Source organism: Thermococcus sp. AM4, from assembly GCF_000151205.2.
GTDB lineage: Archaea > Methanobacteriota_B > Thermococci > Thermococcales > Thermococcaceae > Thermococcus.
In genome coordinates, this window is sequence record NC_016051.1 from 739,444 (window position 1) to 765,008 (window position 25,565).

Genomic DNA, 25,565 nt, shown 5'->3' on the forward strand with positions numbered 1-25,565 from the left:
TGAATAAAGGCCAAAAAATTGTAGAAACGTCAGGAGCGGTCCCGTATCAGGATCATCAAGACAAGGGCGAGAAGGTTCATGAAAGCGGCGAAGAGAAAGCTATACTCCAGCGAATAGGCGCTCCAGAGGTAGCCGGCCATAACCGAGGCGGGAAAAACGAAGATCCCGAAAACGGTGTGATATGCACCGATTATTGTTCCCTTCTCGTGCTCCTTTGCGAGATCAGCCATGTACGCCCTCGGAACCGTGTCCTCAATGGCTATGTAGAGGCCGTAGAGCACGAACGCGATGATGAGGGTGTAAACGTTCCTCGCGTAGGCGAATGTTAAAGCCGCCAGAGTCGCGATTCCAAAGCCGAGGGTTATCATCCTCTTCTTGCCAAAGGTGTCGGAATAGAGACCTATCGGATAGGCGGCGAGGGCGTATACGAGGTTGAAGAGGGCGTAGAAGGCTATGTCCTGCTCTAGGGAATAGCCCAGCTCGCGGGCCTTCCACAGGGTGAACGCGTAACTGTACCTCCCGAGGGCGCCGATGGCTATAACGGCCAGGAACAGCTGAAGGCTCCTATCCCGAAGGGTCGAGATGCCCTTTACCTTCTTCCTAACCTCCCCGCCCCTATCCTTCACGAAGAGGAGTATGACGAGAAGAGACACCGCTCCCGGAACTGCGGAGATCAGAAAGACGTGCCTGTAGGCGCTTTCCTTAGGAAGGTTTTTCAAAAGCCCCAAGAGCGCTATCGCAACGATTGGCCCCGCAACGGCGCCGAGGGTGTCCATCATTCTGTGAAAGCCGAAGGACTTCCCAGTTTTTCCCTTTTCGCTCGACTCGGCTATGAGGGCATCGCGGGGAGCTGTTCTAATGCCCTTCCCCACCCGATCAACCGCGCGGAGCAGCAGGAAGTCCCACCAGTGGCGCGTAAAAGCGAGGGCTCCCTTCGCGGCGGTGGAGAGAGCGTAGCCCGTGAAAACGAAGGCCTTACGCTTTCTAAAGATGTCGCTGAAGTAACCGAAGAGCACCTTAAAGAGCGAGCTCATGCTCTCTATTGCGCCCATGACCGAGCCGCTCGCGAGTTTTCCAGTCCCGAGGACGTCCGTTAGGTAGCTGGGAACTATCGGCGCTATCATCTCACTGCTCATGTCGTTGAGGAAGCTGACGATGCCGAGGAGAAAGACGTTCCAGCTGATCCCGAAGACCTTCCGCTCCTTCTCCATATTCACTCCCCCAGGAGTTCCTCGCAGAGCTCCCTCAGCTTTTCTTTCCCCTCTACAAGGGCTCTAAGGCCATTCTCCGTTATCGTGTAGACCCTAACCCGCCGTCCGTTTCTGATTTCTTCCCTGCTCGTGAGAAGGCCCTTTCGCTCGAGCTCGTGGAGGAGGGGATAAATCGTACCGGGACTGAGTTTGTAACCGTGCCTCCTAAGTTCTTCCATCATGAAACTGCCGGTGACCCCTTCCCTCGCGTGGTGGAGGACGTGTAAACTCAGGAAGTCGCGGTACTTCATATTGAACACCGATATCGAGATGCGATATCTCGGTTAAAAACCTACCCCAAACCACTGGCACAGAAGGGGCTCGGAGGGTGTTCACTTCATCATGAGTCTCAGAATGCTTGCTATTCGTCATCGCCCCATGTCACTACCCCCCAGCCTTTAAAAACCATCCCTCCCAATGTTAATGGGGATCGAAATGAAGGCCCCCGAGCTGGGAATCAAAATCGGCGTTTACGAACGCGGAGAGAGGAACTCTATAGCGGATTTGGGGGTTAAAGTCGGCCACGCGACGCTCATCGAGGGAGAAGACGTGAGAACTGGCGTGACGGTTCTCCTACCGCCGGTCAAGAACCCCTACAAAGAGAGGCTCTTCGCATCAACCTTCGTCATGAACGGCTTCTCCAAGCCGATAGGCTTCGTTCAGGTTGATGAACTCGGCTACATCGAGACGCCAATTGCTTTAACCAACACGCTGAGCGTCTACACGGTCGCGAGCGCGGTTGTGAGGCACATGATTGAGCTGAACACCGATTTAAAGAGCGTCTCCCCGGTCGTCATGGAGTGCAACGACGCTTACCTCAACAACGTCAGGAAGATGGCCGTTAGGGAGGAGCACTACTTCGAGGCCGTCAAAAAAGCATCGCTGGACTTCGAGGAAGGTGCCGTTGGAGCGGGAACCGGAATGAGCGCCTTCGAGTTCAAGGGAGGAATAGGCTCGTCTTCACGGGTCGTTGAGATAGGTGGCGAAGAGTACACCGTTGCCTCGCTCGTCCTTGCGAACTTCGGAAAACGGGAGGACTTAACCGTAGCGGGCGTTCCCGTTGGCCTCGAGCTGAAGGACTATCCGGGAAGGGGAACCTCTGGTAAGGGCAGCATCTCGATGGTCGTTGCAACGGACGCTCCGCTAACGGCGAGGCAGCTGAGAAGGCTCGCGAAGAGGGCAGTTGTTGGCCTCGCGAGAACCGGTGGCTACGCCTATCACGGCAGCGGCGACGTCGTTCTGGCTTTCTCGACCGCTCAGACCGTTCCCTTCGACAAAGAACCACACCCGATAAGCTTCCTGCCCGACAACGCCCTCAGCAGGCTCTTCAAGGCAACGGCGGAGGCAACGGAAGAGGGGATAATCAACGCCCTCCTGGGGGCGAAAACCGTCGAGGGCAACGGCCACGTTAGGTACGCCCTGCCGGTCGAGAAACTGCTCGAGATAATGGAAAGGTACGGGAGGCTCGAGAGGGCCTAAACCTTTATCTCCTCGTACTTCTTCTTCATCAGGAGCGCGTCCTCCTCGATGTTGGGGCTCTCGCTTATGACGACGCCCTTGACGCGGAACTCCTTTAGAACCCTGAGCAGGTCCTCCCACTTCATGTCGCTCTCCTGGAGCGGGAGATGCCTCTTCTCTCCCTTCTCCGTGTACTCGATGCCGCTCATGTGAATGTGCATGTTGTCCAGAGCCTCCCTGCCAAGCCTGTCCTCGATAAAGGCCAGCATCTCGCGCCACTCCTCAACGGAGTTGCACCTGCCTTTGTTCCTCGCGTGGGCGTGCGCGAAGTCTATCGTCGGAAGAACAGTCTCGAGCTCCTCGCTGAGCTTCACTATCTCCTTCAGGTCTCCGAACTGGGTCGGCTTTCCCGTCAGCTCGGGCCTGAGCCAGACCTTGACGCCCCTGTCCAGGAGTTCCCTCTCAATCTCCTTCAGCGCGTCCCTGATTCTGTTGTAGACCTTCGCAGGGTCCTGCTTGAGGTAGTAACCGGCGTGAAAGACGACGCTCCAGCCACCGGCGTCGTAAAGCCTCTCGGCACTCTGGATTATCCTCCTCTTGCTGGCCTCGACTTTTGCCTTCTCGTTCGCGTTGAGGTTGATGTAGTAAGGGGCGTGCGCCGTGAGCAGGACGTCGTGCTTTTTGGCGACGTACTTGATTTTCTTCGCGAGTTCCGGCTTGAGGTTGACCCCTCTGACGAACTCAAGCTCCATCGCATCCAACCCGAGGTTCCTCACGTGGATTATGCCGTCTATCGTTGAGCGCTTCGGCGTTGAGAGCGGTATTCCAGCGGTTCCGAAGCGCAACCTGTCCACTTTGAACATCTCTCCCACCGGTTTGATTAGGGTTGCCTAACTTAAAAACTTAGCCCAAACACAAAAGATGAGATGAAAAACCCTATCCGGCCACGAGACGGCCATAGCGGATCTTGTAGTGAACGTCCCCTATCTCGATGAGCTCAGAATCATGTGTTGAAACTACCACAGTTTTTCCGTCGTCCCTTAACGCCTCTAGGAGTCCAATGACTCTCCTGACTGATTCCAAATCGAGGTATGCAGTGGGTTCATCGAGGACTATGACCTCTGGATCGTGGGCAAGTGCCCTAACTATGGAAACCCTCCTGAGCTCACCGCCACTCACTTCTCCGGGCCTCTTGGAGAGGAGATCCTTAACCCCCAGCATTTCGGCTAGCTCTAAGGCTCTCTCCTTACTTTTCCTGTTTAGTTTTCCTACCGCACTAAGCGTGAGCTCTACGTTCTCCCAAAGCGTTAATGAATCGACAAAAATCGGCTCCTGAAAAGAGATTCCAATTCCTTTCCTCAAATCTCTGATCCCTGGTCCAATAGAGTAAACGTCGATTCCATCGTATTCAACTGTTCCCTCGGTGGGAGAGAGGAGTGTAGAGAGGGTCTTTAGGAGAGTGGTCTTTCCCGCACCGCTCGGACCGAAAACAACCGTTATCTTACCCTCCTCAAACTCACCGGAGAAGTCTTTGAGAGCCTCATACCTTCGGTTTCCCATGGAATACACGACCGTAACGTTTCTGAGAACCACACGAACCACTCAGATCACCTCCTTTTCACTATTCACTATCGTGACCGCATAAAGAACCGGCGCAAGCCCCATTCCGAGGGCCGGAACGAGGAGCAGGAAAAACCTCGACGTTACGAAGCCGAGGGAGTAGAAGCTCAGGCCATCCTTTAAGATAAGGAACGATAGGAATAGCGCGGGCAAAAGGGCCAGCAGGGGGAGGTTGCTCTTCCCACAGCTTCCGCCCAGGGATCCAAGAAGGAACTTCAGCTTCTCCAACCTTTCGCGGTCCCTGAGGCCGAGGATTATGGCCGTCAGCGGCATCAGAAGTCCGGACAGCGCAAAGGGTAAGGTCCCCTTGAGGGTACCCAGGCCGTCCATGAAGTAGCCGGCGGGTTCCTCCATCGACCATACCTCGACGTCCTCACCGTACTTTGAGAGCTTTGCCCTCAGCTCATCGAGGATTCTTCTGTTTCCCTTAATGTACACCGTTTCCGGAATGGGCGTGAAGTTCTGAACTTGGTTCCGTATCAGGTCACAGCTTGCCATCGCCAGCCTGCCCATTCCACGCTGCGGGCTTACAAAACCCCTGATCCTGTACGTTTTGTCCCCCAGGTAGAGGTCGATCTCTGCATTCCCACCTTTTGGAACGCCAAGATCCTGGGCGATAGCATAACCTGCCATTATCCTGTCCCTGTTCTCGGTGAGAAGCCTGTAGAACCTCGACGCCGAGGAGCTGGCTGTGGAAGCTTCCCTGACGAATTGAACCATGTCGTCATCGTAGCATTCCATGTCCCCGAAAACGTTCCAGCTCAGCCCATTCGCCCGGTAGACCTTGCCTGCACTCCAGACCGTTGCGAACTCAACTCCTTCCGACCTCAGGAGCGAAACGGTTGTGTTGTAGGCTTCCAAAGTCTGCACGCGATCCTCGATGGAATTCGGGAACGAGACCGTTATGGTGGCCCCGTAGCTCCCGTCCGTTGCGGCGGAGTACAGCGAACCGGCTGGCAGGGAAAGCACAAAGCCCGTGTACGTGAGGAGAACCAGCAGGGAGAGAAGACTCGGAATGAGTATCCGGGCGGAAGCCCTTACTTCAATCCCTCCCCTGAGATCGAGGAGCAGGAGGATGAAGGCCCCGGCGGCTATCGAAAGGAGGAGGTGAGGCAGGTAGTGAAACGCGAAGATGAGGGCTCCCCAGTAGAGGTTCACATCGCCGGAGAGCATGAATGGGGAGGCAAAAGCCATGGCGGCGTAACGCCTAAACTCCGGCTCTAGTAGGGTCAAGGCAGAGGGAACGGCAGTCGCAAAGAAGAGAGCGACCAGGAGCAGTCTTCCAACCTCTCTCCTCGAGCCGGCTATGAAGTTTTTGAGGAAGAGGAACAGGACCAGGAGCAGGGTTATTATGAACCCGTATTTTGCTCCGAAGTAGAGAGACGCCACCGCAGAGCCGCCGAGGACGACACCTGCCGTGATCAGCTCCAGGAAGAGAGCGTCCCCGCCGTGAACGAGGATCAGCTCCTTCATTTTCCTCTCATCGCTCTTTTCGCGCCCCAGGATCACGAGCATCGCGGGAATGAGGGGCAGGAGAAGCACCAAGTACTGCCAGAGGTACCTCCACAAAGGTTTTCCTTTCTCCTCGTGCGCAATGACCCATTGGGATGTTATTACCCCCACCTCAGGGTACCAGCCCCTCGGGGCGAATTTCTCGTACAGGATCCGGTAGATGGCGCTCGCGTTGAATTTCCTTCCAGGAATTACCAGGAGAAACTCCTTCATCGATAGATTTTCAACGCCTCCTACTGAATTTACGGCGTCGATGAAGTTCCTGTAGAAATTGCCTCCAATTAGGCAATAGCCTTCGTACTCACTGAGGACTGCCAGCAGAACCCTGTCTTCCTCGGATCGAGGGTGAAGCCGTTTGACGGATCGTATCGTGGCGTTGTGATAGATTGCACCAACCCCCACGGGTGTCATGAGCCTGATCATATAGTTTGTACCGCCTTCAAAATCCGTGGATGAGCCACGGGCCACGAGGCAGTCCGCGTCACGCGGTTCGCCGCGAAGGGGCACAATGATCCCATATCCGTTTTCAAGGGCATACATGCCATAAACGTGAAAATCCCCGGCTCCGGCCTGCTCCAAAAGATGGACCACTTCCCCTAGGAGGGGCGGATGACCCGAGTCTGTAAAATTCCTGTATGTAATCAATGGAGCGTCGATTGTGAGCCCTCCAGGTTTAAGGTTGAAGACGGTCCGGGAGGGCGGAGTATTGTACTGGAACCTAACAAACAGGTACGTGTTCCCCAGATTGCCCAAACTCATCTCTCGGTACGTTTTTATCCCCGCCGAGGTCACCGCGGGGAAAATTGACACGAGCAGAACGAGGAGCAAAAAGAAAGAAGAGACCTTGAGGTAGAGGACCGAGATTCTCAGCCGGTTCATATTCACCACTCCCGCATCTCACCCATCAATCCCGTGTGACCATTATCACGGTCCATCAGCCCATGATTCCGCCAACTAAAAGACAAACACTCGAAGGGTTTATAAATCTTACGAGTCAGAATTGGTAAAAAGAAGCTCAAACGGAGTTTGGAGCCTCAGGTAAGAACTCTCTCTAGAAGTTCGATCTCTTTCCTAAGCTGCTCTTCCAGCGATCCCAACCTGCCGCGGAGTTTTCTGAGCTCGTCCTTAAGCTCATCGGCCCGCCTCCGGAGATCCTCCATCTCCTTGAGCCTGAGGGATGAAGAGCCCGCGAGCTCGGCTTCCCTTCGCGCTATCTCAGAAAGCTCCGCTTTAACATTTTGAAGCTCCCCTATTTTGGCAGGAAAGTTTTTCAAAATCCAGTCCGCGGCCTTCCGGCTTTTTCCGTCGAGGCTTGGATAGACCTTCTTGACGAGCTCCAGGAATTCCTCCGGATGCTCAACCGCGTAGGAAGAATCGCTCAGGAAGGGATTGGCTTCGGGAAGGCGCATCCTTTTCAGGGGCTTCTGAAGTTTTGAGGCCTTTGATCGGATTTCCGTTTCAAGGGTCCGGGCCTTAACCTCGAGCGACTTCCTTTCGCGTGAGATCCTCTCCAGCTCATCATCATTGGACGGGGCATTCTCAAGCTCAGAGAGGCGCTTTCTGACCCTTTCAAGCTCGGCTTCCAGCTTCCCTATCGCTTCCCGCGTCCTCTCGATTTCCTCAAAGGTTCTAGCTGGATCGACCTCGGGGAGTTTCAGCTTTGCCACCTCGGCCGAGTACTCCGCGTAAAGCTCCCCCAACTCCTTGAGAAGGCGGTTTATTCGATAGACTTCCTTCTCGAAAATCGCCAGCAGGTACCTCCCGTGCCCGACGTGGAGCTTTGAGAGCTCGCCCAGCTTCCGCCCGAGGTCCTCCATTGAGGAAACGCTTTCGAGGATTCGCCTGAGGGTCGAGACGTAGGCGTTCCTCTCCCTGAGGGCGATCTTCAGGAGGTGCGGGTCAACCTTCTCCGGCGGCTCCTTTTTCTCGAGTTCCTCCAGACCATCAAGGATTTCGCGGATCAGGGCACGGGTTCTCCGGAAGTATTCCTCCCTTACCTTCTCGATTTTCTCTTCACGCTCTGCTCTCAGCGACTCGTATTTCTTCAGAAGGTTCTTCAACTCCACCGTTACCACCACTGGCCCAGGATAGGAAGTACTTCCTTATGAACGTTGAGATGAGGACGCTAAAGATGACATCGACGAAGGCCCCGAGTATCTCCAGTATCGTGCTGAAGGAGTGGAAGTTTATCACCGCCAGCGCATACCTGGCCGTTACGTCGATTATTATCCAGAAAGCGGGAAGTATAAAGAGACCGGCTATGTTGTACCAGATGTGGGGATCCCTCCGGAGGTAGGCCTGAACTATGCGCCCGACCAGGACCACGGCGATTCCTATTATGACGGTCGTGTTTATGGCGTGAATGTAAAGGATGAACTTTATCAGCCCCGGTTCAGGGACGTAGCCCAAAAGCTGCTTGGCGTACGTATCGATGTTGACGTAGGCGTTTATCATGCCCGCGATTATGATAAGCAGGCCGGAGACTCCGAAGATAACCTGGATGAACTCGTTCGTAATCGCCCTGAACACCTGTATCCTGAAGCCCTTGGTGAAGGCGTAGCCGCCGATAAAGAGCAGTATGATACCGACAACTATGTTCGAGATGATGTTCATGCTCTGGGGATAGCTAACGGAGATCAGCTTGCCGACTCCATAGAGGAGGAATATCAGGCCAGGAATTCCGAGGAAAACCCTTGATGCCTCGGGGTCACTCAAGATCTCCTTGATGTACCGGTAAATGACGTAATAGGTCGTCTCGATGGTCTCGTTCTGCTTAACGACGACCCTCTTGGAGGATATTATCGGCAGACGGGAGGAGAGTATCGGGAAGACCTGCTCATCCTCCGCACCGTCGGTTACGGGAATAACTCCATCCGCCGGAAACTTCCTCAGAACGGCCTCCAGCTGTCTTCCGAGCTCAATGTCGCTCTTAACTCCCACGTCCGGATGGCCGGTGATGAGAGCAACTTCCACGTCCTCGAACTCCCCGCTCTCCTTCAGTTCGTCGTAGAGCTTAACCGCGGCGTAGAGAACGTTCGCATCGCTGTCCTCGGGATCGGCGAGGCTGAGCTTTAACGCAGCGTCAATGCACTTACCCTTCCCGATCACCGGCCCCTTCACGCCGGCCTTTATACCAAAGTCATCGTCCCTATCGATGGCCAGCACGAGAACTTTCATCACTACCCCCCACGGGCCTTCTCAAGGACGGATTGAACCTTGTCCTCCATATGGACCGTCTTATCGCGTCGGTCATCGATCCTAACGGTCGTCGAGACCCTCCTTGCACCGAGCCGGAACATCAGCTCGTGGGCCTCTTCGATCACATCGAAGGCATCCCTAACCGTTTCAACCTCTATTATCGTTGACATCGGAGTCAATTGATACTTAATTCCCCTCTCCTCTAAAAGCTTTACTACCTCCGCCACGTATCTGCTCAAACTCGTCTCTCCGAGGGGAACGATTACAAACTCCACGATAACCACTTTCGGCACCTGACTTAACTTCCTTCGGCACATTTTAAACATTGCGGCAGGTTAAGTTAATAAATAACCTAAGGGTAATTTAATCGGGGGTGAGGGACATGTACCGGATAAAGGACGAGTGGGGCGAGTTCTTGGTTAAGCTCGCGAGGAAAGCCATCGAGGAGTACGTGAGGAACGGAAGAATCATAGAGCCCCCAGACGACACACCGCCGGAGCTCTGGGAGAAGATGGGCGTCTTCGTAACGCTCAACCGCTACAACGTTCCACCGCAGACCGCGCTCCGCGGGTGCATAGGATTCCCCCTGCCGATTTACCCGCTGGTCGAGGCGACGATTAAAGCAGCTATTCACGCGGCCGTTGAGGACCCGCGCTTCCCGCCCGTTAGGCCGGAGGAGCTCGACGAGCTAACGGTGGAGGTCAGCGTTCTGACCCCGCCAGAACCGGTGGAAGGCCCACCCGAGGAGAGGCCGAGGAAGATAAAGGTCGGCAGGGACGGCCTGATAATCGAAAAGGGCATCTACTCAGGCTTGCTGCTCCCACAGGTGCCGATAGAGTGGGGCTGGGACGAGGAAGAATTCCTGGCCCAGACCTGCTGGAAGGCCGGTCTACCACCGGACTGCTGGCTCGACCCAGACGCGAAGGTCTACCGCTTCACCGCGGAGATTTTCGAGGAGGAGTACCCGAGGGGACCCGTTAGAAGGAAGCCGCTGGTTTAAAAAGAGGATTTAGAAAGCCATTAGGAACCAACGACCCTACCGTATCTGAGCCTGTAAGTGGCGTCCGCGATGCCGATGAGCTCTGGATCATGGGTCGATACGATGATTGTCTTTCCCCTTTCCCTCAGCTCCCGGAGTATCTCAACGACTCGCTTTGAAGACTCCTCGTCCAGATAGGCCGTTGGCTCGTCCAGTATGACCACTGACGGATCCTTCGCGAGGGCCATGACTATAGAGGCCCTCCTGAGCTCACCGCCGCTGACCTCGGTGGGCTTCTTCGACAGCAGTTTCTCAATGCCGAGACGCTCCGCCAGATCAACCGCCAGATCCCTGTGCTTACCGTCCAGTCTGCCCGAGGAGTTGAGTACGAGCTCTACGTTCTCCCATAGCGTGAGCTGGGAAACGAAGACCGGCTGTTGAAAGGAAATTCCAATTTCCCGCCTGAGGGCGAGCAGTTCCTTCTTGGGGAGCTCGTAGGGGTTTCTCCCGTCGTAATCCACCCTTCCCTCAGTCGGTTTGAGAAGCGTCCCAACGGCCTTCAGCAGGGTCGTTTTTCCCGAACCGCTCGGGCCGAACACGACCGTTATCCTTCCGGGGACAAATGAGCCGTTAAAGCCCTTAAGTGCAACGGTCTGGCTTTCTCCCGTTTTATACCTGACGGTTAGGCCTTCGCAGGTTATCTTCCAACCATTCGACAAGGATCACACCCCCTTAACCTTTCTCAGTATTGAAGCGAAGTAGAGGAGGAGCCCCGCGAAGAGGCCAAGCAGGGGCACGAGGCCGAGCAACATCAGCTTTCCGCTTACGAAACCTGTTGAGGCCAGGTAGTAGCCGTCCCTGATCATCGAGGCGGGAACAAAGGCCAGCACGAAGAGGATTGGAGCCACGACAGCCGGGAGAGCTAACGGCTCCTCCCCGTTGACCTTCATGAGCTCCGCCAGCTTTGAGAGCCTCTCCCCGTCCCTGAGGCCCACCACCAATCCGGTGGCGATCATCAGAACGCCGGAGAGCAGGGAGGGTATGAAACTCCTCGGGTCTCCAAACTGGGACTCAACGTGGGTGGAGATGCCCTTTAGAGACCACAGCTTGTCAAACGCTTCCGGATACGAGGCGGCCGTTCTGTTCACTTCTTCCATCGCTTCCCCAGTCGTTTTGGAGTCCCCGTTGAGCAGGAGGAACGCGGGTTTTGGGTTAAGGCCGTTTTTCCTCGCGACTTCACACGAGACGAGAAGGCCGTCGATGTTTCCGGGAAGCAGGTCAACGGTCTCATATGGGCCGGAGATCTCATGGGGGCTCCACTCATCGTCAACTACTGTGAAGGTGAGAGATTTTCCCGAAATCCGCACGGCCCCGGCCCTTTTGAGTTCGTCGAGGTAGTACTCTGGAACCACGATCGCCCCGGGGTTAGAGGACAGCTTGTGGTAAAGCAATTGGGCGGTCGTGCTAATCCCACCTGCCTTCTTCAGGAACTCCAGGAAGTCCCTGTCGTAGCATAGGAGCCTGCCATGGGTTGAATACGTCATCCCGCTACCTTGGACAACGGTACCGGCCTTCCAGAGGGTGGAGTAGACCACGCCCTTTCCCAAGACTGCCTCAAGGGTCATGTTGTAGACTTTTGGCAGCTCTTTTGAGTCCGCAAAGTTAATCGCCCCCGTGGCGCCGCCGCTGTAGGTGTCGACCACTGAGGCCAGCGAAACCAAAGGCGTCGAGAACAGCAACCCCGTGTAGAGGAACAGCACCCCTATGGACACGATCCCGGGGAAGAGAAGCCTTGCAACTGCCTTGTGCCCGGGCTTTCCAACCCTCGCCGCGAGGAAAACTAGCGAGAGGGCCCCGATTGAAATCAGAATTCCGGGTAGATACTTGAACGCCACCAGCGTGAGCAGCAATGAAGCGTCAGAGCTGCCGAGGGACAGGAGGTAACCCAAGATACCCGACGCGTAAAGTCTCAGCTGGAGGTTGTAATGGAGGAGAACTCCGAGGATGCCCAGAAGCACCAGTGGAAAAGCCACAAGGGTGTACCTTTTTCCGAGCTCCCGGCCCGCCAAAAAGTTCCTCAGGACGTAAACGAGCAGGAGCATCACAGCCGATAGGAGGGCGGCCCTTCTTTCGAGGAAGAGAGCCACCAGTGCAAGGGCAAGAAGAACGGCTCCCGCGGTTATTAGATCAAGAACGATTTTCCTTCCCCCGCTGGTCGAGATCAGGTACCTCATCCTCTCCTCGTCTTTCCTTTCCCGGCCCATTATGACGAGCAACGCGGGTAGGGCCGGGAGAAATAGAGCTATGTAACCCCACAGATAGTCCCAGAGGCTCCTCCCGGTGGAGGATTCCACCGCAAAAACCCAGCGGGGCGTTACAACCTTCATGACGACGGAGAGGTTGTGTTTAGCAGCCTCCCTGGAGATAGCCCGGTAGATATCATCTACGCCCTGGCTTCCATCGGTTATAGCTATTATCCCCTGATCCCCCACGGAGAGCTCTCCCAGATCGTCTCCAACGCCGTAGGGCTTGAGAAGTTTTCTCGCGAAATCCGGAGAGGCTATACAGGCCCTATCATCGTACTTCTCCCAGCTCTTTAGAACCGCCCTGAGGACCCTGCTCTTCTCGTCGTTTCTCGGGAGAACCTTGACTGTACCGATCCTGATGGTGGCGATTCTGTCATAACCTAGGGAGCTGTCATAGTAATAATACTTTATTTTAACTCCTTCAATTTTCTCGGCGGCCATTTCGCCCGAAACGTAGCAGTCAGCGCCTTCATATCCCCCTATGAGGGGCACAAAAATTATCCAATCTAAATTAGACTTATGGTCCGAAACGTACAGCGGAAGGTAAACTTTCGTGGCCCTTATTCCAGCGCTGGCAAGGATTTTCCGGACGTCGTTTACCGAGAGACCGCCATAAACCTTCACGGAACGAGGGGATTCAGCGCCAGTGGGGGCTTCTTTTTCGCTTTTCAGATAGATGATGCCCCCTTCATTGTAATCTTTTGGAAGAAACCGGAGCGAAAAGTAGTTACCCGAAAACTCCCCGAGCCTCATTTCGGTGGCCTGGTTTACCAGGGCGCTCGCCGTTGCAGGCAGTACTGCAACGAGGAAAACAAGGAGAAGGAAGGAGAGAAAAACCTTTGAGTAGTGCTTTATCATCGGTCTTATCTTCATTCCAACACCTCCATGCGGACACTGATCCACTTTAACCCCAGTTACCGTTTATTCCAAATGATCGTCGGGTTTCTGGAGGGTCGTAGAGCTCGTTCTTTAAAAGATTTACTCTAAATTGTGCGATGCTTAATACATAGCACAGGAGACAATAAGCACAAACGAGAAAAAGTAGTACATCATGTGGACTCACAGTCTACCCATCTTCGCTATGAAGAAGCTGTTGCAGTCGTGCCTGTGCGTCCACGCGCGGAAGACCTTATCGCCGATTTCGAGGAAGCCCCTATCGCCCCAGCTGAAATCGTAGGGGATTACCTCCAGTCCAACCCTCTCGACGGCGAAGAGGACGTTCTCCTCGTCTTCATCAACCCTGATTGAGCACGTCGAGTAGGTCATTTCCCCGCCTTCGCGGAGGTTCTCGTAGGCGTTGCGGAGCATGTTCCTCTGAACGCTTATTATGCGCTTAATCTTGTTCTCGTCGAAGCGCCACTTAACTTCGGGGAACTGCCTGTAGGTTCCGGAGCTTGAGCACGGCGCGTCGAGGATTATCCTATCGAACTTGGCCTTATCCCTAAAGCTCTGCCCGTCCGCGTGAACCAGCTTGACGTTCTTAATCCCGAGGAGCTTCATCTTCTCCTTCATGCGCATCAGCCTGTCGTAGGAGTAGTCCACCGCGACTATCTCGCCCCTGTTCTCCATTAACGCGGCGGCGTGGAAGGTTTTTGAACCGGGGGCAGCGGCCAAATCAAGAACCCTCTCGCCAGGCTCCGGAGCCAAAACGTGGGCGACGTAAGCACTCGCTAAATCCTGAATGACGAACTTCCCCTCTTTATACCAGTCGAGCCTCGTCACCGGCGTCCTGTAGTCAAGAACCTTCAGAACGTCCGGAACTGGTGTTAGAGCTGTCCTTACGCCGTTCTCCTCAAGGTAATCTCTCAGCGAGTCCACATCGGTCTTTAGAGTGTTCGCGCGAACGTAGTATCTCTGCGGCCGGTTGTTGCTGAGGAGAAGCCTTACAGCTTCGTCGTAGCCCAGAAGCTCTATTACGTACTCGACGTACCAGCGCGGGTGGGAGAAGCGAACAGAAAGCCACTCAATTCTATCCCTCTCCTTGAGCCGTTTCAAGGCCCTCTCCACGTCGAACTTCTCTATCGAGTGCATCAGCGCGTTGACGAACTTCGCCCGGCTGAAGTCAAAGCGCTCCTTAACGACCCTCACGACGGAGTCGGTAGCTATGGCGGGAGGAACCTTCCGGAAGTGGATTTCAAACGTCCCGATTCGGAGGAGATTGGCGAGATAGGGGTCGAGGTCTTCAACCTTCGAACCCCTCAGCACGGAGTTGATGATGAAGTCTATCTTTCCCCTCCACTTCTCAATCTCGAAGACGTAGGCGTGCGCCAGTCCGCGAGCCTTCTCCCTGTCCTTTCCGGCAACCTTCCGGAAGACCCGCTCAAGGGCGTGCTTGGAGGAGAGCTCGCGCTCCTCAACTAAGCTCAAAGCGTCCGCAACGACCTCCTGAAAGCTCACCCTGTAAAACAGCTCCATGCTCGGCCCTCCGAGGGATACCTTAAAAACCTGGCGGTGAGGTTTATTAGTCCCGACTGCAATTTCATAATGGTGAGAGCATGGAAGAGGTTGACAGGCTCGTCTTCAACTTTCCCCTGTTCAAAGATTACCGTGAGAAAGAGCGCTTCCTAAAGGTGATTGGACTGCTCGTAAGCCACCAGATAACGTTCGAGAAAGCCGCAGAGTTGCTCGACATGAGGTTAGATGAACTTGCGTTTCTCCTCGACAAGTTAGGCGTTGAGTACTCCCTTCTCGATGAGGAGGAGGCGAGGTTAGAAAAAGAAGAAGCAAAAAGAATCTTGGAGGAGCTGAAACGTGAGGGCCGTTTTTAATTCATCTCCTCTAATAACCCTCGCCAAGTTAGGATACATAGACGTTGCGGTTAGTCTTTTTGACGAGGCAATAATTCCCAGAGGGGTTTTGGAGGAGATTACTGCGAAAGAAGATGATGTCAGTTCGTCAGTACTTAGACTCATTGAAGAAAAACGCATAGAACTCCACGAGGTCAGTTCAACTCCGGTGTATCCCGGCCTACACAGGGGAGAGCTCGAGGCAATAGCGCTCGCAAAGGAAACTGACTCAATCGTCGTTCTTGATGATTTAAAGGCCAGAAAAGCCGCAAGGCTTGAAGGAATACGTGTTATTGGAACGCTGGGCATATTGAAAATTTTACTTGACGGTGGGCTTATTGAAGAGAAACCCGATGAGCTCCTGAGTAAGCTGAACCGTATCGGTTTTAGGATTCGTCCAGAGTTGTTTTATGAGGTTATGGGTGGTGAGTTGTCATGATTCTCGATACCGACTACATCACCGAGAACGGGAAGCCCGTGATAAGGGTCTTCAAGAAGGAGAACGGCGAGTTTAAAATCGAGTACGACAGAACCTTCGAGCCTTACTTCTACGCCCTCCTGAAGGACGATTCGGCGATAGAGGACGTCAAGAAGGTAACCGCAAAGAGGCACGGAACGGTCGTCAGGGTGAAGCGCGCCGAGAAGGTGCAGAGGAAGTTCCTCGGCAGGCCGATAGAGGTCTGGAAGCTCTACTTCACCCACCCCCAGGACGTCCCGGCGATTCGAGACAAAATACGCGCCCACCCCGCGGTTATCGACATCTATGAGTACGACATACCCTTCGCCAAGCGCTACCTCATCGACAAGGGCCTGATTCCGATGGAGGGCGACGAGGAGCTTACGATGCTCGCCTTCGACATCGAGACCCTCTACCATGAAGGTGAGGAGTTTGGAACCGGGCCGATTCTCATGATAAGCTACGCCGACGGGAGCGAGGCGAGGGTCATAACCTGGAAGAAGATTGACCTTCCGTACGTTGATGTCGTCTCGACCGAGAAGGAGATGATTAAGCGCTTCCTCAGGATTGTTAAGGAGAAGGACCCTGACGTGCTCATCACCTACAACGGCGACAACTTCGACTTCGCCTACCTGAAGAAGCGCTGTGAGAAGCTCGGGATAAAGTTCACGCTCGGCAGGGACGGAAGCGAGCCGAAAATCCAGCGCATGGGGGACAGGTTTGCGGTCGAGGTGAAGGGCAGGATTCACTTCGACCTCTATCCCGTCATAAGACGCACGATAAACCTCCCAACCTATACCCTTGAGGCCGTTTACGAGGCGGTCTTTGGAAAGCCCAAGGAGAAGGTTTACGCCGAGGAGATAGCGCAGGCCTGGGAGAGCGGGGAGGGCCTTGAAAGGGTTGCCCGTTACTCGATGGAGGACGCGAAGGTGACCTACGAGCTGGGGAGGGAGTTCTTCCCCATGGAGGCCCAGCTTTCCAGGCTAATCGGCCAGAGCCTCTGGGACGTCTCGCGCTCGAGCACCGGAAATTTAGTTGAGTGGTTTCTCCTGCGGAAGGCCTACGAGAGGAACGAGCTCGCCCCAAACAAGCCCGACGAGAAAGAACTTGCGAGACGGCGCGGGGGCTACGCAGGTGGATACGTTAAGGAACCAGAGCGGGGATTATGGGACAATATTGTGTATTTAGACTTCCGCTCGCTGTACCCCTCAATCATCATAACCCACAACGTCTCGCCGGACACGCTCAACCGCGAGGGCTGTAAAGAGTACGACGTCGCCCCGGAGGTTGGACACAAGTTCTGCAAGGACTTCCCCGGCTTCATACCGAGCCTCCTGGGAGACTTGCTCGAGGAGAGGCAGAAGATAAAGCGGAAGATGAAGGCAACGGTTGACCCGCTGGAGAAGAAGCTCCTCGATTACAGGCAGAGGGCTATCAAAATCTTAGCCAACAGTCTCCTGCCAGAGGAATGGATTCCGGTAGTTAAGAACGGAGACATCAAGCTCGTCAGGATTGGCGAGTTCGTTGATGGACTCATGAAGGACGAAAAGGAGCGAGTCAAAAGGGACGGAAACACTGAGGTTCTTGAAGTTACAGGAATTCGTGCGGTTTCCTTTGATAGGAAGACGAAGAAAGCCCGCCTAATGCCAGTGAAAGCCCTGATAAGGCATCGCTATTCTGGAAACGTCTACGAGATAACCCTGAGCTCAGGCAGGAGAATAACCGTAACAGAGGGCCACAGCCTTTTCGCTTACAGGAATGAGGAGCTCGCGGAGGTAACTGGAGGGGAAATCAGAGCCGGAGACCTCCTCGCGGTTCCAAAGCGCGTGCGCCTGCCCGAAAGAAAGGAAACGTTGAACATTGTCCAACTACTTCTCGAACTGCCGGAGGAAGAAACGGAGGACATAGTACTGACGATTCCGACGAGAGGCAGAAAGAACTTCTTCAAGGGAATGCTCAGAACCCTCCGGTGGATTTTCGGTGAGGAAAAGAGGCCGAGAACTGCGAGGCGCTACTTGAAGCACCTGGAGGAGCTCGGATACGTAAAACTCAGGAAAATCGGCTACGAAATCATCGACGGGGAAGGGCTCAAAAAGTACAGGACCCTCTACGAGGGCTTGGTGGAAGCCGTCAGATACAACCGCAATAGAAAGGAGTATCTCATCGAATTCAACGCCGTTAGAGACGTTATAGCGCTCATGCCTGAGGAGGAGCTGAAGGAGTGGAAAATTGGAACCAGAAACGGCTTTAAAATGAGCCCGTTTATAGAGGTCGATGAGAACTTCGCAAAGCTCCTTGGCTACTACGTGAGCGAGGGCTACGCGGGCAAGCAGAGGAACCCAAAGAACGGCCGGAGTTGTTCCGTTAAGCTTTACAACAACGATGAGAGCGTTCTCGACGACATGGAGCGTCTCTCAGAAAGGTTCTTTGGAAAGGTGAGGCGTGGGAAGAACTACGTCGAGATTCCAAAGAAAATGGCGTGCATTATCTTTGAGGCTCTCTGCGGGACTTTAGCGGAGAACAAGCGGGTTCCAGAGGTAATCTTCACATCTCCTGAGAGCGTGCGCTGGGCATTCCTTGAGGGATACTTCATCGGCGATGGCGACGTTCACCCGAACAAGAGGGTTCGCCTTTCGACAAAGAGCGAGATTTTGGTGAACGGCCTGGTCCTTCTCCTCAACTCCCTCGGCGTCTCTGCCATCAGGCTTAGATACGACAGCGGAGTTTACAGGGTCTACGTTAACGAGGAGCTTCCGTTCACGGACTACAAAAAGAAAAAGAACGCCTATTATTCCCACGTTATTCCGAAGGAAGTGCTTGAGGAAACGTTCGGTAAGGTCTTCCAGAAGAACATGAGCTACGAAAAGTTCCGGGAGCTCGTTGATAACGGAAGACTCGACGGGGAGAAGGCCAAGAGAATAAAATGGCTAATCAGTGGGGACATCGTCCTCGACAGGGTCGTGGAAGTCAAGAAGAGACACTATGAAGGCCACGTCTACGACCTGAGCGTCGAGGAGGACGAGAACTTTTTAGCTGGCTTTGGACTCCTCTACGCGCACAACAGTTACTACGGCTACTACGGCTATGCCAAGGCCCGGTGGTACTGCAGGGAGTGCGCCGAGAGCGTTACGGCATGGGGAAGGGAGTACATAGAAACCACCATTCGCGAAATAGAGGAAAAGTTCGGCTTTAAAGTGCTCTACGCGGACAGCGTTACTGGCGAAACCGAAATCATAATCAGGAGGAATGGAAAGGTTGAATTCGTGCCGATTGAAGAACTCTTCCAGCGCGTTGATTATCGGATTGGAGAGAAAGAATACTGCGTTCTTGAAGGCGTTGAGGCTCTGACACTGGATAACAGAGGCCAGCTCGTTTGGAGAAAAGTTCCCTATGTAATGAGACACAGGACAAACAAGAGAATCTACCGCGTCTGGTTCACGAACTCGTGGTATCTCGACGTTACAGAGGACCACTCGTTAATAGGCTACCTGAACACCAGCAGGGTGAAGCCCGGAAAGCCGCTGAGAGAGCGCCTCGTCGAGGTAAAGCCCGAGGAAATCGGCAAAGAAGTTAAATCACTCATCACACCAAACCAGCCGATTGCCAGGAGCATTAAGCCGACTCAAACCGCCGTTAGGCTGTGGGAGCTTATAGGGCTGTTGGTTGGCGATGGCAACTGGGGAGGGCATTCAAACTGGGCTAAATATTACGTTGGCCTTTCCCTGGGGATAGACAAGGAAGAAATAGAAGAGAAAATTCTGAAGCCTCTTAAAGAAGCTGGCATAATTTCCAACTACTACGATAAAAGCAAGAAGGGTGATGTTTCAATACTCTCAAAGTGGCTGGCAGGCTTTATGGTCAGGTACTTCAAAGATGAGAACGGAAACAAGAGAATCCCCAACTTCATGTTCAGCCTTCCCAGAGAGTACATAGAGGCGTTTCTGCGGGGACTGTTTTCAGCGGATGGAACGGTAAGCCTCCGCAGGGAAATCCCAGAGGTAAGACTGACGAGTGTTAATCCAGAACTCAGCGAGTCTGTAAGAAAGTTGCTGTGGCTCGTTGGCGTTTCAAACTCGATGTTCACTGAGACCAAGCCAAACCGCTACCTTGGAAAAGAAAGCGGAACTCACTCAATTCATGTCAGGATAAAGAACAAACACCGCTTCGCTGAGAGGATAGGATTTGTTTTGGACAGAAAAACATCAAAGCTCTCCGAGAACTTAGGTGGCTATACAACTAAGAAGGGTGCCTATCAGTACGGGTTTGACTTGGTGTATCCGCGGAGGATAGAAGAAATTCCCTACGATGGCTACGTCTACGACATCGAGGTTGATGGGACGCACCGGTTCTTCGCAAACGGAATCTTGGTCCACAATACGGACGGTTTCTTTGCGACAATCCCCGGAGCCGACGCCGAGACCGTGAAGAAGAAGGCCAAGGAGTTCCTCAAGTACATTAATGCAAAACTGCCCGGCCTGCTCGAACTCGAGTACGAGGGCTTCTACGTCAGGGGGTTCTTCGTGACGAAGAAGAAGTACGCGGTAATAGATGAGGAGGGCAAGATAACCACGAGGGGTCTCGAGATTGTGAGGCGCGACTGGAGCGAGATAGCGAAGGAGACGCAGGCCAGGGTTCTCGAGGCGATACTCAAGCACGGTGACGTCGAGGAGGCCGTCAGGATAGTGAAGGAAGTGACGGAAAAGCTGAGCAAGTACGAGGTTCCGCCCGAGAAGCTGGTAATCCACGAGCAGATAACGCGCGATTTGAGGGATTACAAAGCCACCGGTCCGCACGTTGCCGTTGCGAAGAGGCTCGCGGCGAGGGGAGTGAAAATCCGGCCCGGCACGGTGATAAGCTACATCGTCCTAAAGGGCTCTGGAAGGATAGGCGACAGGGCGATTCCCTTCGACGAGTTCGACCCGACGAAGCACCGCTACGATGCGGAATACTACATCGAGAACCAGGTTCTCCCGGCGGTGGAGAGGATTCTAAAGGCCTTCGGCTACCGGAAGGAGGATTTGCGCTACCAGAAGACGAAGCAGGTCGGCTTGGGCGCGTGGCTGAAGGTGAAGAAGTGAGTAGGCGGGTTATTCCCCGTTTTCTATTCTCTCCAAAACCTCCAGAATCCCCTCTACACTGGGCACCTCGAAGCCCCTCTCGTGGATTCTCCTCACACCTTCGGCCTCTGGATTAATCCAGACCGCCCAGAGGCCGGCCCCTAATGCACCTTCAAAGTCCTCCGCCTTCGTGTCGCCTATGTGTACGGCCTCCTCAGGCTCCACGTTGAAGGTCTCCAGCGGCTTTTTGAACATCTCAGGCATCGGCTTGTAAGCGAGAACCTCGTCGGCGAAGAAGGTTCTGTCGATGTAGTTCATGAGCCCGAAGCGCTCAAGGAGAAGTCTCGTGTACGAGCCGGGCCAGAACATCACGTTGCCCGTGACGGTAACCTTCAGGCCCTTCCGCTTGACGCCCTCAAGAGCCTTTTTGGCTCCGGGGAGCACTATCTCCTCATCGACCCTGAGGACCGCCCTCGCCGCGGCCCGCTTTACCAGCTCGACGTCTATTCCAAGGAGCTCAGCCAGCATCTCCTGGCTCTCCTCTAAAGCCCGCCTCGGGTCGCCTTCGCCCTTGGCGCGCATGGCCTTTATCCTCTCGCGCGTCAGCATTATTCCCTCGGCCACGTCGAGTATGCATGCTCCCATGAGCTTCGTGAGTTCCACCGTGAGGGCATCGAGCATAATCTCTATGTCGAGGAGGGTGTTCCAGACGTCGAATGAGACGAGCTTCATGTTCTCACCGAGGGAAGAACGAAACTCCGCTTTAAAAGATAAGCGGTTACGGTTCGACCGCTAAGTACTGGCCGTTTCGCTCGAAGGCCTCGAAGACCTTTCCCCCTTCTTTCGTCTTCAGCTCGACGAGAACCTTCTTCGGAACCTTTTCAACCTCGGTTTCAACCCGCTGATGGCTGAGAACCTGAATAAACGCATCGCCGAGCCTCTCGAACTCAAAAACGAGGTTTCCGTCCTCCCATCTCGTACCGCGGAAGTTCACTCCGCCCATCCTGAAGGTTACCTCAAGAACTATCTTCATCCTTGTTCCCCCGTTGTCTGTATGGATACCTCAGCAGGAGAGCTTAAAAAGGTGTGGCTGGTTTTTCCCCACCGAAAATTTATTAAAACTCATTATGTCGAGATTACAATGCAAGAACATAAAGGTGACAAAAATGGCCAAAAGGAGAGTGTACGTTGCTGTAATAACTTTGATTCTGATAGTGTTGGTATGTTCAACCGCTTTAGTCAGGGGGTACCTCTCTCCAGCGGACGTTGACGTTCAGACTAACACCAAAATTGAGTACTACCGGACTTTTCCCCTGATGAAGCCAACCTTAGAGTTCGAACTGCCGGGAAAGGGGCCGATGAGCCTCAGCATCGGGGGAATCCTCCCGAACGGCTCTTTTGTTGATCTCGGCCTGTACTTCGGAAAAGGTACCCTCAGAATCCCCCGAAAGAAACTGCTGTGGTACTTCAGGAAATGGGCCGAGTACGGGAAGAGGAACAGTCTAAAGCATGGAGAAGTTGTTCCCGGTCTGATACTGCTGGGGACGGTGGTGGAAGGCAATCAAAGCTATTCGATCGCTTCCTCTGTCGTGCTCGATCCAGGGAAGGTTCTCGGGGGTTACACCGTAAAGGTAGCCCTTCGCGGAGAGTTAGTTCCGATGGGGAAACCTCCACAGGTATCTAAAGATTCCACGTATGAAATTTCAAATCCTTACGGCTGCACCGCCACCGAGCAGGACCCCTTCTTGAGGGAGTACTGGAAGCTCGGGGAAGTCCTGGACAGCGGAAGCTCATTCGTGCCGCTCGGGAACGTCTACCTCCACGGCGACACTTCAAAGATCAACAACATTGTACTCAAGGAGAAGTTCCAGAGCACCGAAGACGTTGGGATAAAGTTCTCGGGAGTCCTGGCGTACCAGACAAAGAGCCTGGATATTCACTCGCAGCTTGTAGACACGGTGCTCGAGCTTAGGGGCAACCGCATATGGCTCAATTACCAGAAGGACTTCTGGAGGAACGCTGAAATAAGAGGGGCAACTCTTCTCGGGATGGGTGTGAGGGGGAGATACGTCATCGCCAGGTACTGGAAGTTCGTCGGGAAGGGCTGTCCCTGGGATTGGAATACGAGCGAGTCCGCGTACTTCATAGCGTTCATCCCCGAAATAAAAAACGGGGAAATGGTCGGAGAGTATCGGGTGGAATACAATACTCCCGAGGCCAATGATCCAGTTGAAACCCAGGGAGTGCTGTCAAGGACCATGTACTACGTCCAGAGGCACTACAGAGGCCAGGAGAGCTGGATGAGCGGGGCGAAGGTGATCGACAGCATAAGATCTCTCAGCTATGAAAGCGAGAGCCCCCTCTTCAGCCTTGGGATACCTCTCCTCCCGTTGCTGGGTGAAAGCGTGCCCCCATCGTTAAAGCCGCCTCTGATGTCGGCCACAGTGGGGATAACCTCCAACAAACAGGAGTTCTCAATTGTGGCAGTGGCAATCTCTCCAGCCTCCAAGGACGTTGAATACAGGGTTACACGTTACGAAAGTCCCGCAGTTTTCTGGTATAAGGGACAGTACTACCGGATATCGACGATGTTCCTCGACGTCTATGTCCCAGAGGAGAAGGAGGAGCGCCCGGATGCCTTAAGCCGGGTTCAGAGTTAGTATGTCCCACAAAAGAAAATGGATGAATGGTTGTCCATTTGCTCATTCTTTTTTCTTCAGCTTGACCACCTGCTTCGCGAACTCCTCAAGCACTTCCTTGCGCATGCCCTCGAAGAATTTGATTGACCCTGCGTAGCTGTGGCCGCCGCCCTCGATTCCAGCCGCGGGAAGCTTCTCCTGGAGCTTTGGAATTATCTCGTTGAGGTCGAAGCTGTAAGCCGCCATTCCGTCGCTCGCTCTAACCACGGCGAAGTCAGGTCCATAAGCCAGCGTCAGGATTGGACTGTCTTCACCGTACTTCTCCTTGAAGTGGTCGTGGATTAAACCGCTCAGCTTGCCCGGTGAAGGATAGCTGAACTTCGGCGCGAAGAGTTCGACATCGATGGTGTTGAACCTTATGCCGTTGGGCAGGACGACGCTCTTGACGTGCGGTAGCGATGCCTTCAGCGCTTTCTCCTGCTTCTCTTTCACTTCGGGGTAAATCGCGTTTATCAGCTCGCGGTGCCTCTGCAGGTTCCCGGTCAGGAGGAGAATCTCGTCTATTATCCCGTGCCCGTCCATGAACTTCCAGTAGAAGGCCTCGTGGTCTATGACCTCTGCAATCTTCTTCAGGTCCTCCTCGGTGAGGCCCTTCGCCTTCTTGGCAATCTCAAGATACTGGTAGAACTCCGGAGCCTTGCTCCTGTCGCCGGTTCCGGCTATGGCAGGCAGGTGCTTTATCTTGTCCTCAACGTCGGGGTTGACGAAGCGGGCCACCTCGGTGGCAAGCATTCCGGCAGTTAGTTCGTAGTAACCGCGCTTGACGTGGTGCGGATTGACGTGAACATCGACGTACTCGTCAACCTTCGCCTTGTCCTCGCTCACCCACTCGCGCGGGTCGTGGTGGTCTATGACCACTATCGGAACCCCGTAGGCCTTTATCCTCTTGTAGGCCGGGATGTCCTCGCTCGTTCCGCCGTTGTCCACTATGACGACGAGCGGGAGTGGGTCGCCGAACTTCTCGTGGTCCTCGACCATGAAGATTATGTCCTTGAGCACATCTTCCAGCTCGTAGAAGGGGGCCCTGCTCGGTCTGCGCTTGAAGAGCTTCCACCTCGCCTGCGGGTCCGGCGAGATGCTCTCTATCAGCGGGACTATCGCGTATTCAAGGGCCAGACCGGAAGTGTAACCGTCGGCATCGGAGTGGTGCCTCAGGAGAATCGGCCTGCCCTCGAAGATGGCCCTGCGTATCATGAAGGCAGCCTTCATAATCTTCGGCTTGAGCTTTTCGAGAACCTCGCTCTGGACGAGAAAGCCGACATCCTGGGGCTGGGCGCGCTTGTCGAGCTCGGCCTCTATCTGCTGCTTCACTCTCGCCGCGTCTGGCCCCCAGAGCCTCGCCATGTCGCTGACTTCAATCTGAATCTCGCCAGAATGGAAGGCTATCTTTCCGATGATTTCCACGATGTCTCCTACCTGAATGTTGGGATAAGCTCTCACTCCCGGCGCCTCGAAGGCGGCCGCCCACGTTATTCCCGTTCCGTCGGTTATTGTGAATACCGTCGGCCCGCCGGTGACCTGTATCTGCGTAACCTTACCCTGTATCCTCACGGTCTTTCCGGCCATGTCCTTGCTGAGCTCGGCTATCGGCGTTACGGGCAGTTCCTTCCTTACAGTCACCGTCTTGTAGTTCTTGAGCGCCGACTCGATGAGGTCTATCTCCCTCTTGTCGGGCCTGACGTCGAGAACCTGGACGAGTATCTCCTCACCCGGCTTGTACTCCCTTCCGCCGAGAAGGTCCTTCCTCTTAATCAAGCCAACCACGTGGGGGTTGAGCCTGACGAAGACTCCAAAGCGCTCCACGCGGTCGATTGTTCCCTTGTAGACGTTTCCGATCTCAACGTCCTCGTAGTCGCAGGTTTTGTCAAGGATGTAAACGACCTTGTACTTCCGCATGCAGTCTGGGCAGACCCACGTCGTCTCCATTCCCGGCTCCCACGGTTCTTTTATCTTGCCGCAGATGTCACAGGCGAGCACTTTGCCGGTTCCGCCGCAGGTTGGGCAGGTGTCGTAAACCGGAACCGTTCCCTTGCCGTGGCACTCGGGACACGGAATCTCGTCGACTTCGTCCTCAACGCCAAAGTAATCAAGGTTCCTGTAACCTTTTAGCTTGTCTCCAATTTTAAAATCAGCCGGAACGTAGCCCCAGCCCTCGCAAACGGGGCACTCCTTCTCGCCTACCTTCACCTTTCCCGTTCCGTGGCATTCGGGACACTCCTTGACTACCATCGCTCCCACCACCG

20 protein-coding genes are annotated in these 25,565 nt (G+C 54.3%); 6 read left to right on the forward strand and 14 right to left on the reverse strand.

Going from position 1 to position 25,565, the window contains the following annotated elements; genetic code table 11:
• Window positions 1–29 precede the first annotated feature (29 nt).
• Complete coding sequence (locus tag TAM4_RS04110) at window positions 30–1,211, reverse strand: MFS transporter (protein ID WP_014121982.1); 1,182 nt, start codon at window positions 1,209–1,211, stop codon at window positions 30–32.
• 2 nt (window positions 1,212–1,213) lie between these two features.
• Entirely contained in the window at window positions 1,214–1,501 is a 288-nt protein-coding gene (locus TAM4_RS04115; RefSeq protein ID WP_014121983.1) for a PadR family transcriptional regulator, read from the reverse strand.
• A gap of 184 nt (window positions 1,502–1,685) precedes the next feature.
• On the opposite strand from TAM4_RS04115, the gene TAM4_RS04120 reads away from it, so the two are divergent.
• Window positions 1,686–2,729 (forward strand): P1 family peptidase, encoded by a 1,044-nt coding sequence (locus tag TAM4_RS04120; RefSeq protein WP_014121984.1) that lies wholly within the window; start codon window positions 1,686–1,688, stop codon window positions 2,727–2,729.
• Here the strand turns inward: TAM4_RS04120 and TAM4_RS04125 are convergent.
• The 6 genes from TAM4_RS04125 to TAM4_RS04150 all read right to left on the reverse strand — a co-directional run bounded on the left by TAM4_RS04125 (window position 2,726) and on the right by TAM4_RS04150 (window position 9,322).
• Complete coding sequence (locus tag TAM4_RS04125) at window positions 2,726–3,571, reverse strand: deoxyribonuclease IV (RefSeq protein ID WP_014121985.1); 846 nt, start codon at window positions 3,569–3,571, stop codon at window positions 2,726–2,728. The two genes, TAM4_RS04120 and TAM4_RS04125, sit on opposite strands and share 4 nt — an antisense overlap.
• A gap of 73 nt (window positions 3,572–3,644) precedes the next feature.
• Window positions 3,645–4,310: an ATP-binding cassette domain-containing protein gene (locus tag TAM4_RS04130; protein ID WP_014121986.1), complete on the reverse strand. Its 666-nt coding sequence runs from the start codon at window positions 4,308–4,310 to the stop codon at window positions 3,645–3,647.
• Complete coding sequence (locus TAM4_RS04135; protein ID WP_148258609.1) at window positions 4,311–6,719, reverse strand: hypothetical protein; 2,409 nt, start codon at window positions 6,717–6,719, stop codon at window positions 4,311–4,313.
• Window positions 6,720–6,874: 155 nt separating this feature from the next.
• Window positions 6,875–7,906 (reverse strand): hypothetical protein, encoded by a 1,032-nt coding sequence (locus TAM4_RS04140; RefSeq protein WP_048149946.1) that lies wholly within the window; start codon window positions 7,904–7,906, stop codon window positions 6,875–6,877.
• Complete coding sequence (locus TAM4_RS04145) at window positions 7,854–9,017, reverse strand: DUF373 family protein (RefSeq protein ID WP_014121989.1); 1,164 nt, start codon at window positions 9,015–9,017, stop codon at window positions 7,854–7,856. The genes TAM4_RS04140 and TAM4_RS04145 overlap by 53 nt, the downstream gene beginning before the upstream one ends.
• Before the next feature lie 2 nt (window positions 9,018–9,019).
• On the reverse strand, window positions 9,020–9,322 hold the full coding sequence (locus TAM4_RS04150; protein ID WP_048150890.1) for an MTH1187 family thiamine-binding protein: 303 nt from the start codon (window positions 9,320–9,322) through the stop codon (window positions 9,020–9,022).
• Between the two features lie 98 nt (window positions 9,323–9,420).
• Here TAM4_RS04150 and TAM4_RS04155 point away from each other — a divergent pair, with 98 nt between their 5' ends.
• Window positions 9,421–10,038, forward strand: a complete 618-nt coding sequence (locus tag TAM4_RS04155; protein WP_014121991.1) for a TIGR00296 family protein — start codon at window positions 9,421–9,423, stop codon at window positions 10,036–10,038.
• 20 nt (window positions 10,039–10,058) lie between these two features.
• Here the strand turns inward: TAM4_RS04155 and TAM4_RS04160 are convergent, their stop codons facing one another.
• The 3 genes from TAM4_RS04160 to TAM4_RS04170 form a co-directional block, all read right to left on the reverse strand.
• Complete coding sequence (locus tag TAM4_RS04160) at window positions 10,059–10,736, reverse strand: ABC transporter ATP-binding protein (RefSeq protein ID WP_048149949.1); 678 nt, start codon at window positions 10,734–10,736, stop codon at window positions 10,059–10,061.
• A gap of 3 nt (window positions 10,737–10,739) precedes the next feature.
• Complete coding sequence (locus TAM4_RS04165; protein ID WP_014121993.1) at window positions 10,740–13,196, reverse strand: hypothetical protein; 2,457 nt, start codon at window positions 13,194–13,196, stop codon at window positions 10,740–10,742.
• 186 nt (window positions 13,197–13,382) lie between these two features.
• Complete coding sequence (locus TAM4_RS04170) at window positions 13,383–14,738, reverse strand: RsmB/NOP family class I SAM-dependent RNA methyltransferase (RefSeq protein ID WP_014121994.1); 1,356 nt, start codon at window positions 14,736–14,738, stop codon at window positions 13,383–13,385.
• 80 nt (window positions 14,739–14,818) lie between these two features.
• Between TAM4_RS04170 and TAM4_RS04175 the strand changes: the two genes are divergently transcribed.
• The 3 genes from TAM4_RS04175 to TAM4_RS11955 are packed head-to-tail and all read left to right on the forward strand — an operon-like array spanning window position 14,819 to window position 20,644.
• Complete coding sequence (locus tag TAM4_RS04175) at window positions 14,819–15,091, forward strand: hypothetical protein (protein WP_014121995.1); 273 nt, start codon at window positions 14,819–14,821, stop codon at window positions 15,089–15,091.
• Window positions 15,075–15,548 carry a DUF3368 domain-containing protein gene (locus TAM4_RS04180; protein WP_048149952.1) on the forward strand — a complete coding sequence of 158 codons (474 nt, stop codon included), beginning with the start codon at window positions 15,075–15,077 and terminating at the stop codon, window positions 15,546–15,548. Before TAM4_RS04175 ends, TAM4_RS04180 begins: the two co-directional genes overlap by 17 nt.
• On the forward strand, window positions 15,545–20,644 hold the full coding sequence (locus TAM4_RS11955; protein ID WP_014121997.1) for a DNA polymerase domain-containing protein: 5,100 nt from the start codon (window positions 15,545–15,547) through the stop codon (window positions 20,642–20,644). Before TAM4_RS04180 ends, TAM4_RS11955 begins: the two co-directional genes overlap by 4 nt.
• Window positions 20,645–20,653: 9 nt before the next feature.
• Here the strand turns inward: TAM4_RS11955 and TAM4_RS04190 are convergent, their stop codons facing one another.
• Window positions 20,654–21,355: an HAD family hydrolase gene (locus TAM4_RS04190; RefSeq protein ID WP_014121998.1), complete on the reverse strand. Its 702-nt coding sequence runs from the start codon at window positions 21,353–21,355 to the stop codon at window positions 20,654–20,656.
• Window positions 21,356–21,401: 46 nt separating this feature from the next.
• On the reverse strand, window positions 21,402–21,656 hold the full coding sequence (locus TAM4_RS04195; RefSeq protein ID WP_014121999.1) for a hypothetical protein: 255 nt from the start codon (window positions 21,654–21,656) through the stop codon (window positions 21,402–21,404).
• Between the two features lie 133 nt (window positions 21,657–21,789).
• On the opposite strand from TAM4_RS04195, the gene TAM4_RS04200 reads away from it, so the two are divergent.
• Entirely contained in the window at window positions 21,790–23,283 is a 1,494-nt protein-coding gene (locus TAM4_RS04200; RefSeq protein WP_014122000.1) for a hypothetical protein, read from the forward strand.
• A gap of 42 nt (window positions 23,284–23,325) precedes the next feature.
• Here the strand turns inward: TAM4_RS04200 and TAM4_RS04205 are convergent, their stop codons facing one another.
• Window positions 23,326–25,551, reverse strand: a complete 2,226-nt coding sequence (locus TAM4_RS04205) for a DHH family phosphoesterase (protein ID WP_014122001.1) — start codon at window positions 25,549–25,551, stop codon at window positions 23,326–23,328.
• Between the last annotated feature and the right edge of the window lie 14 nt (window positions 25,552–25,565).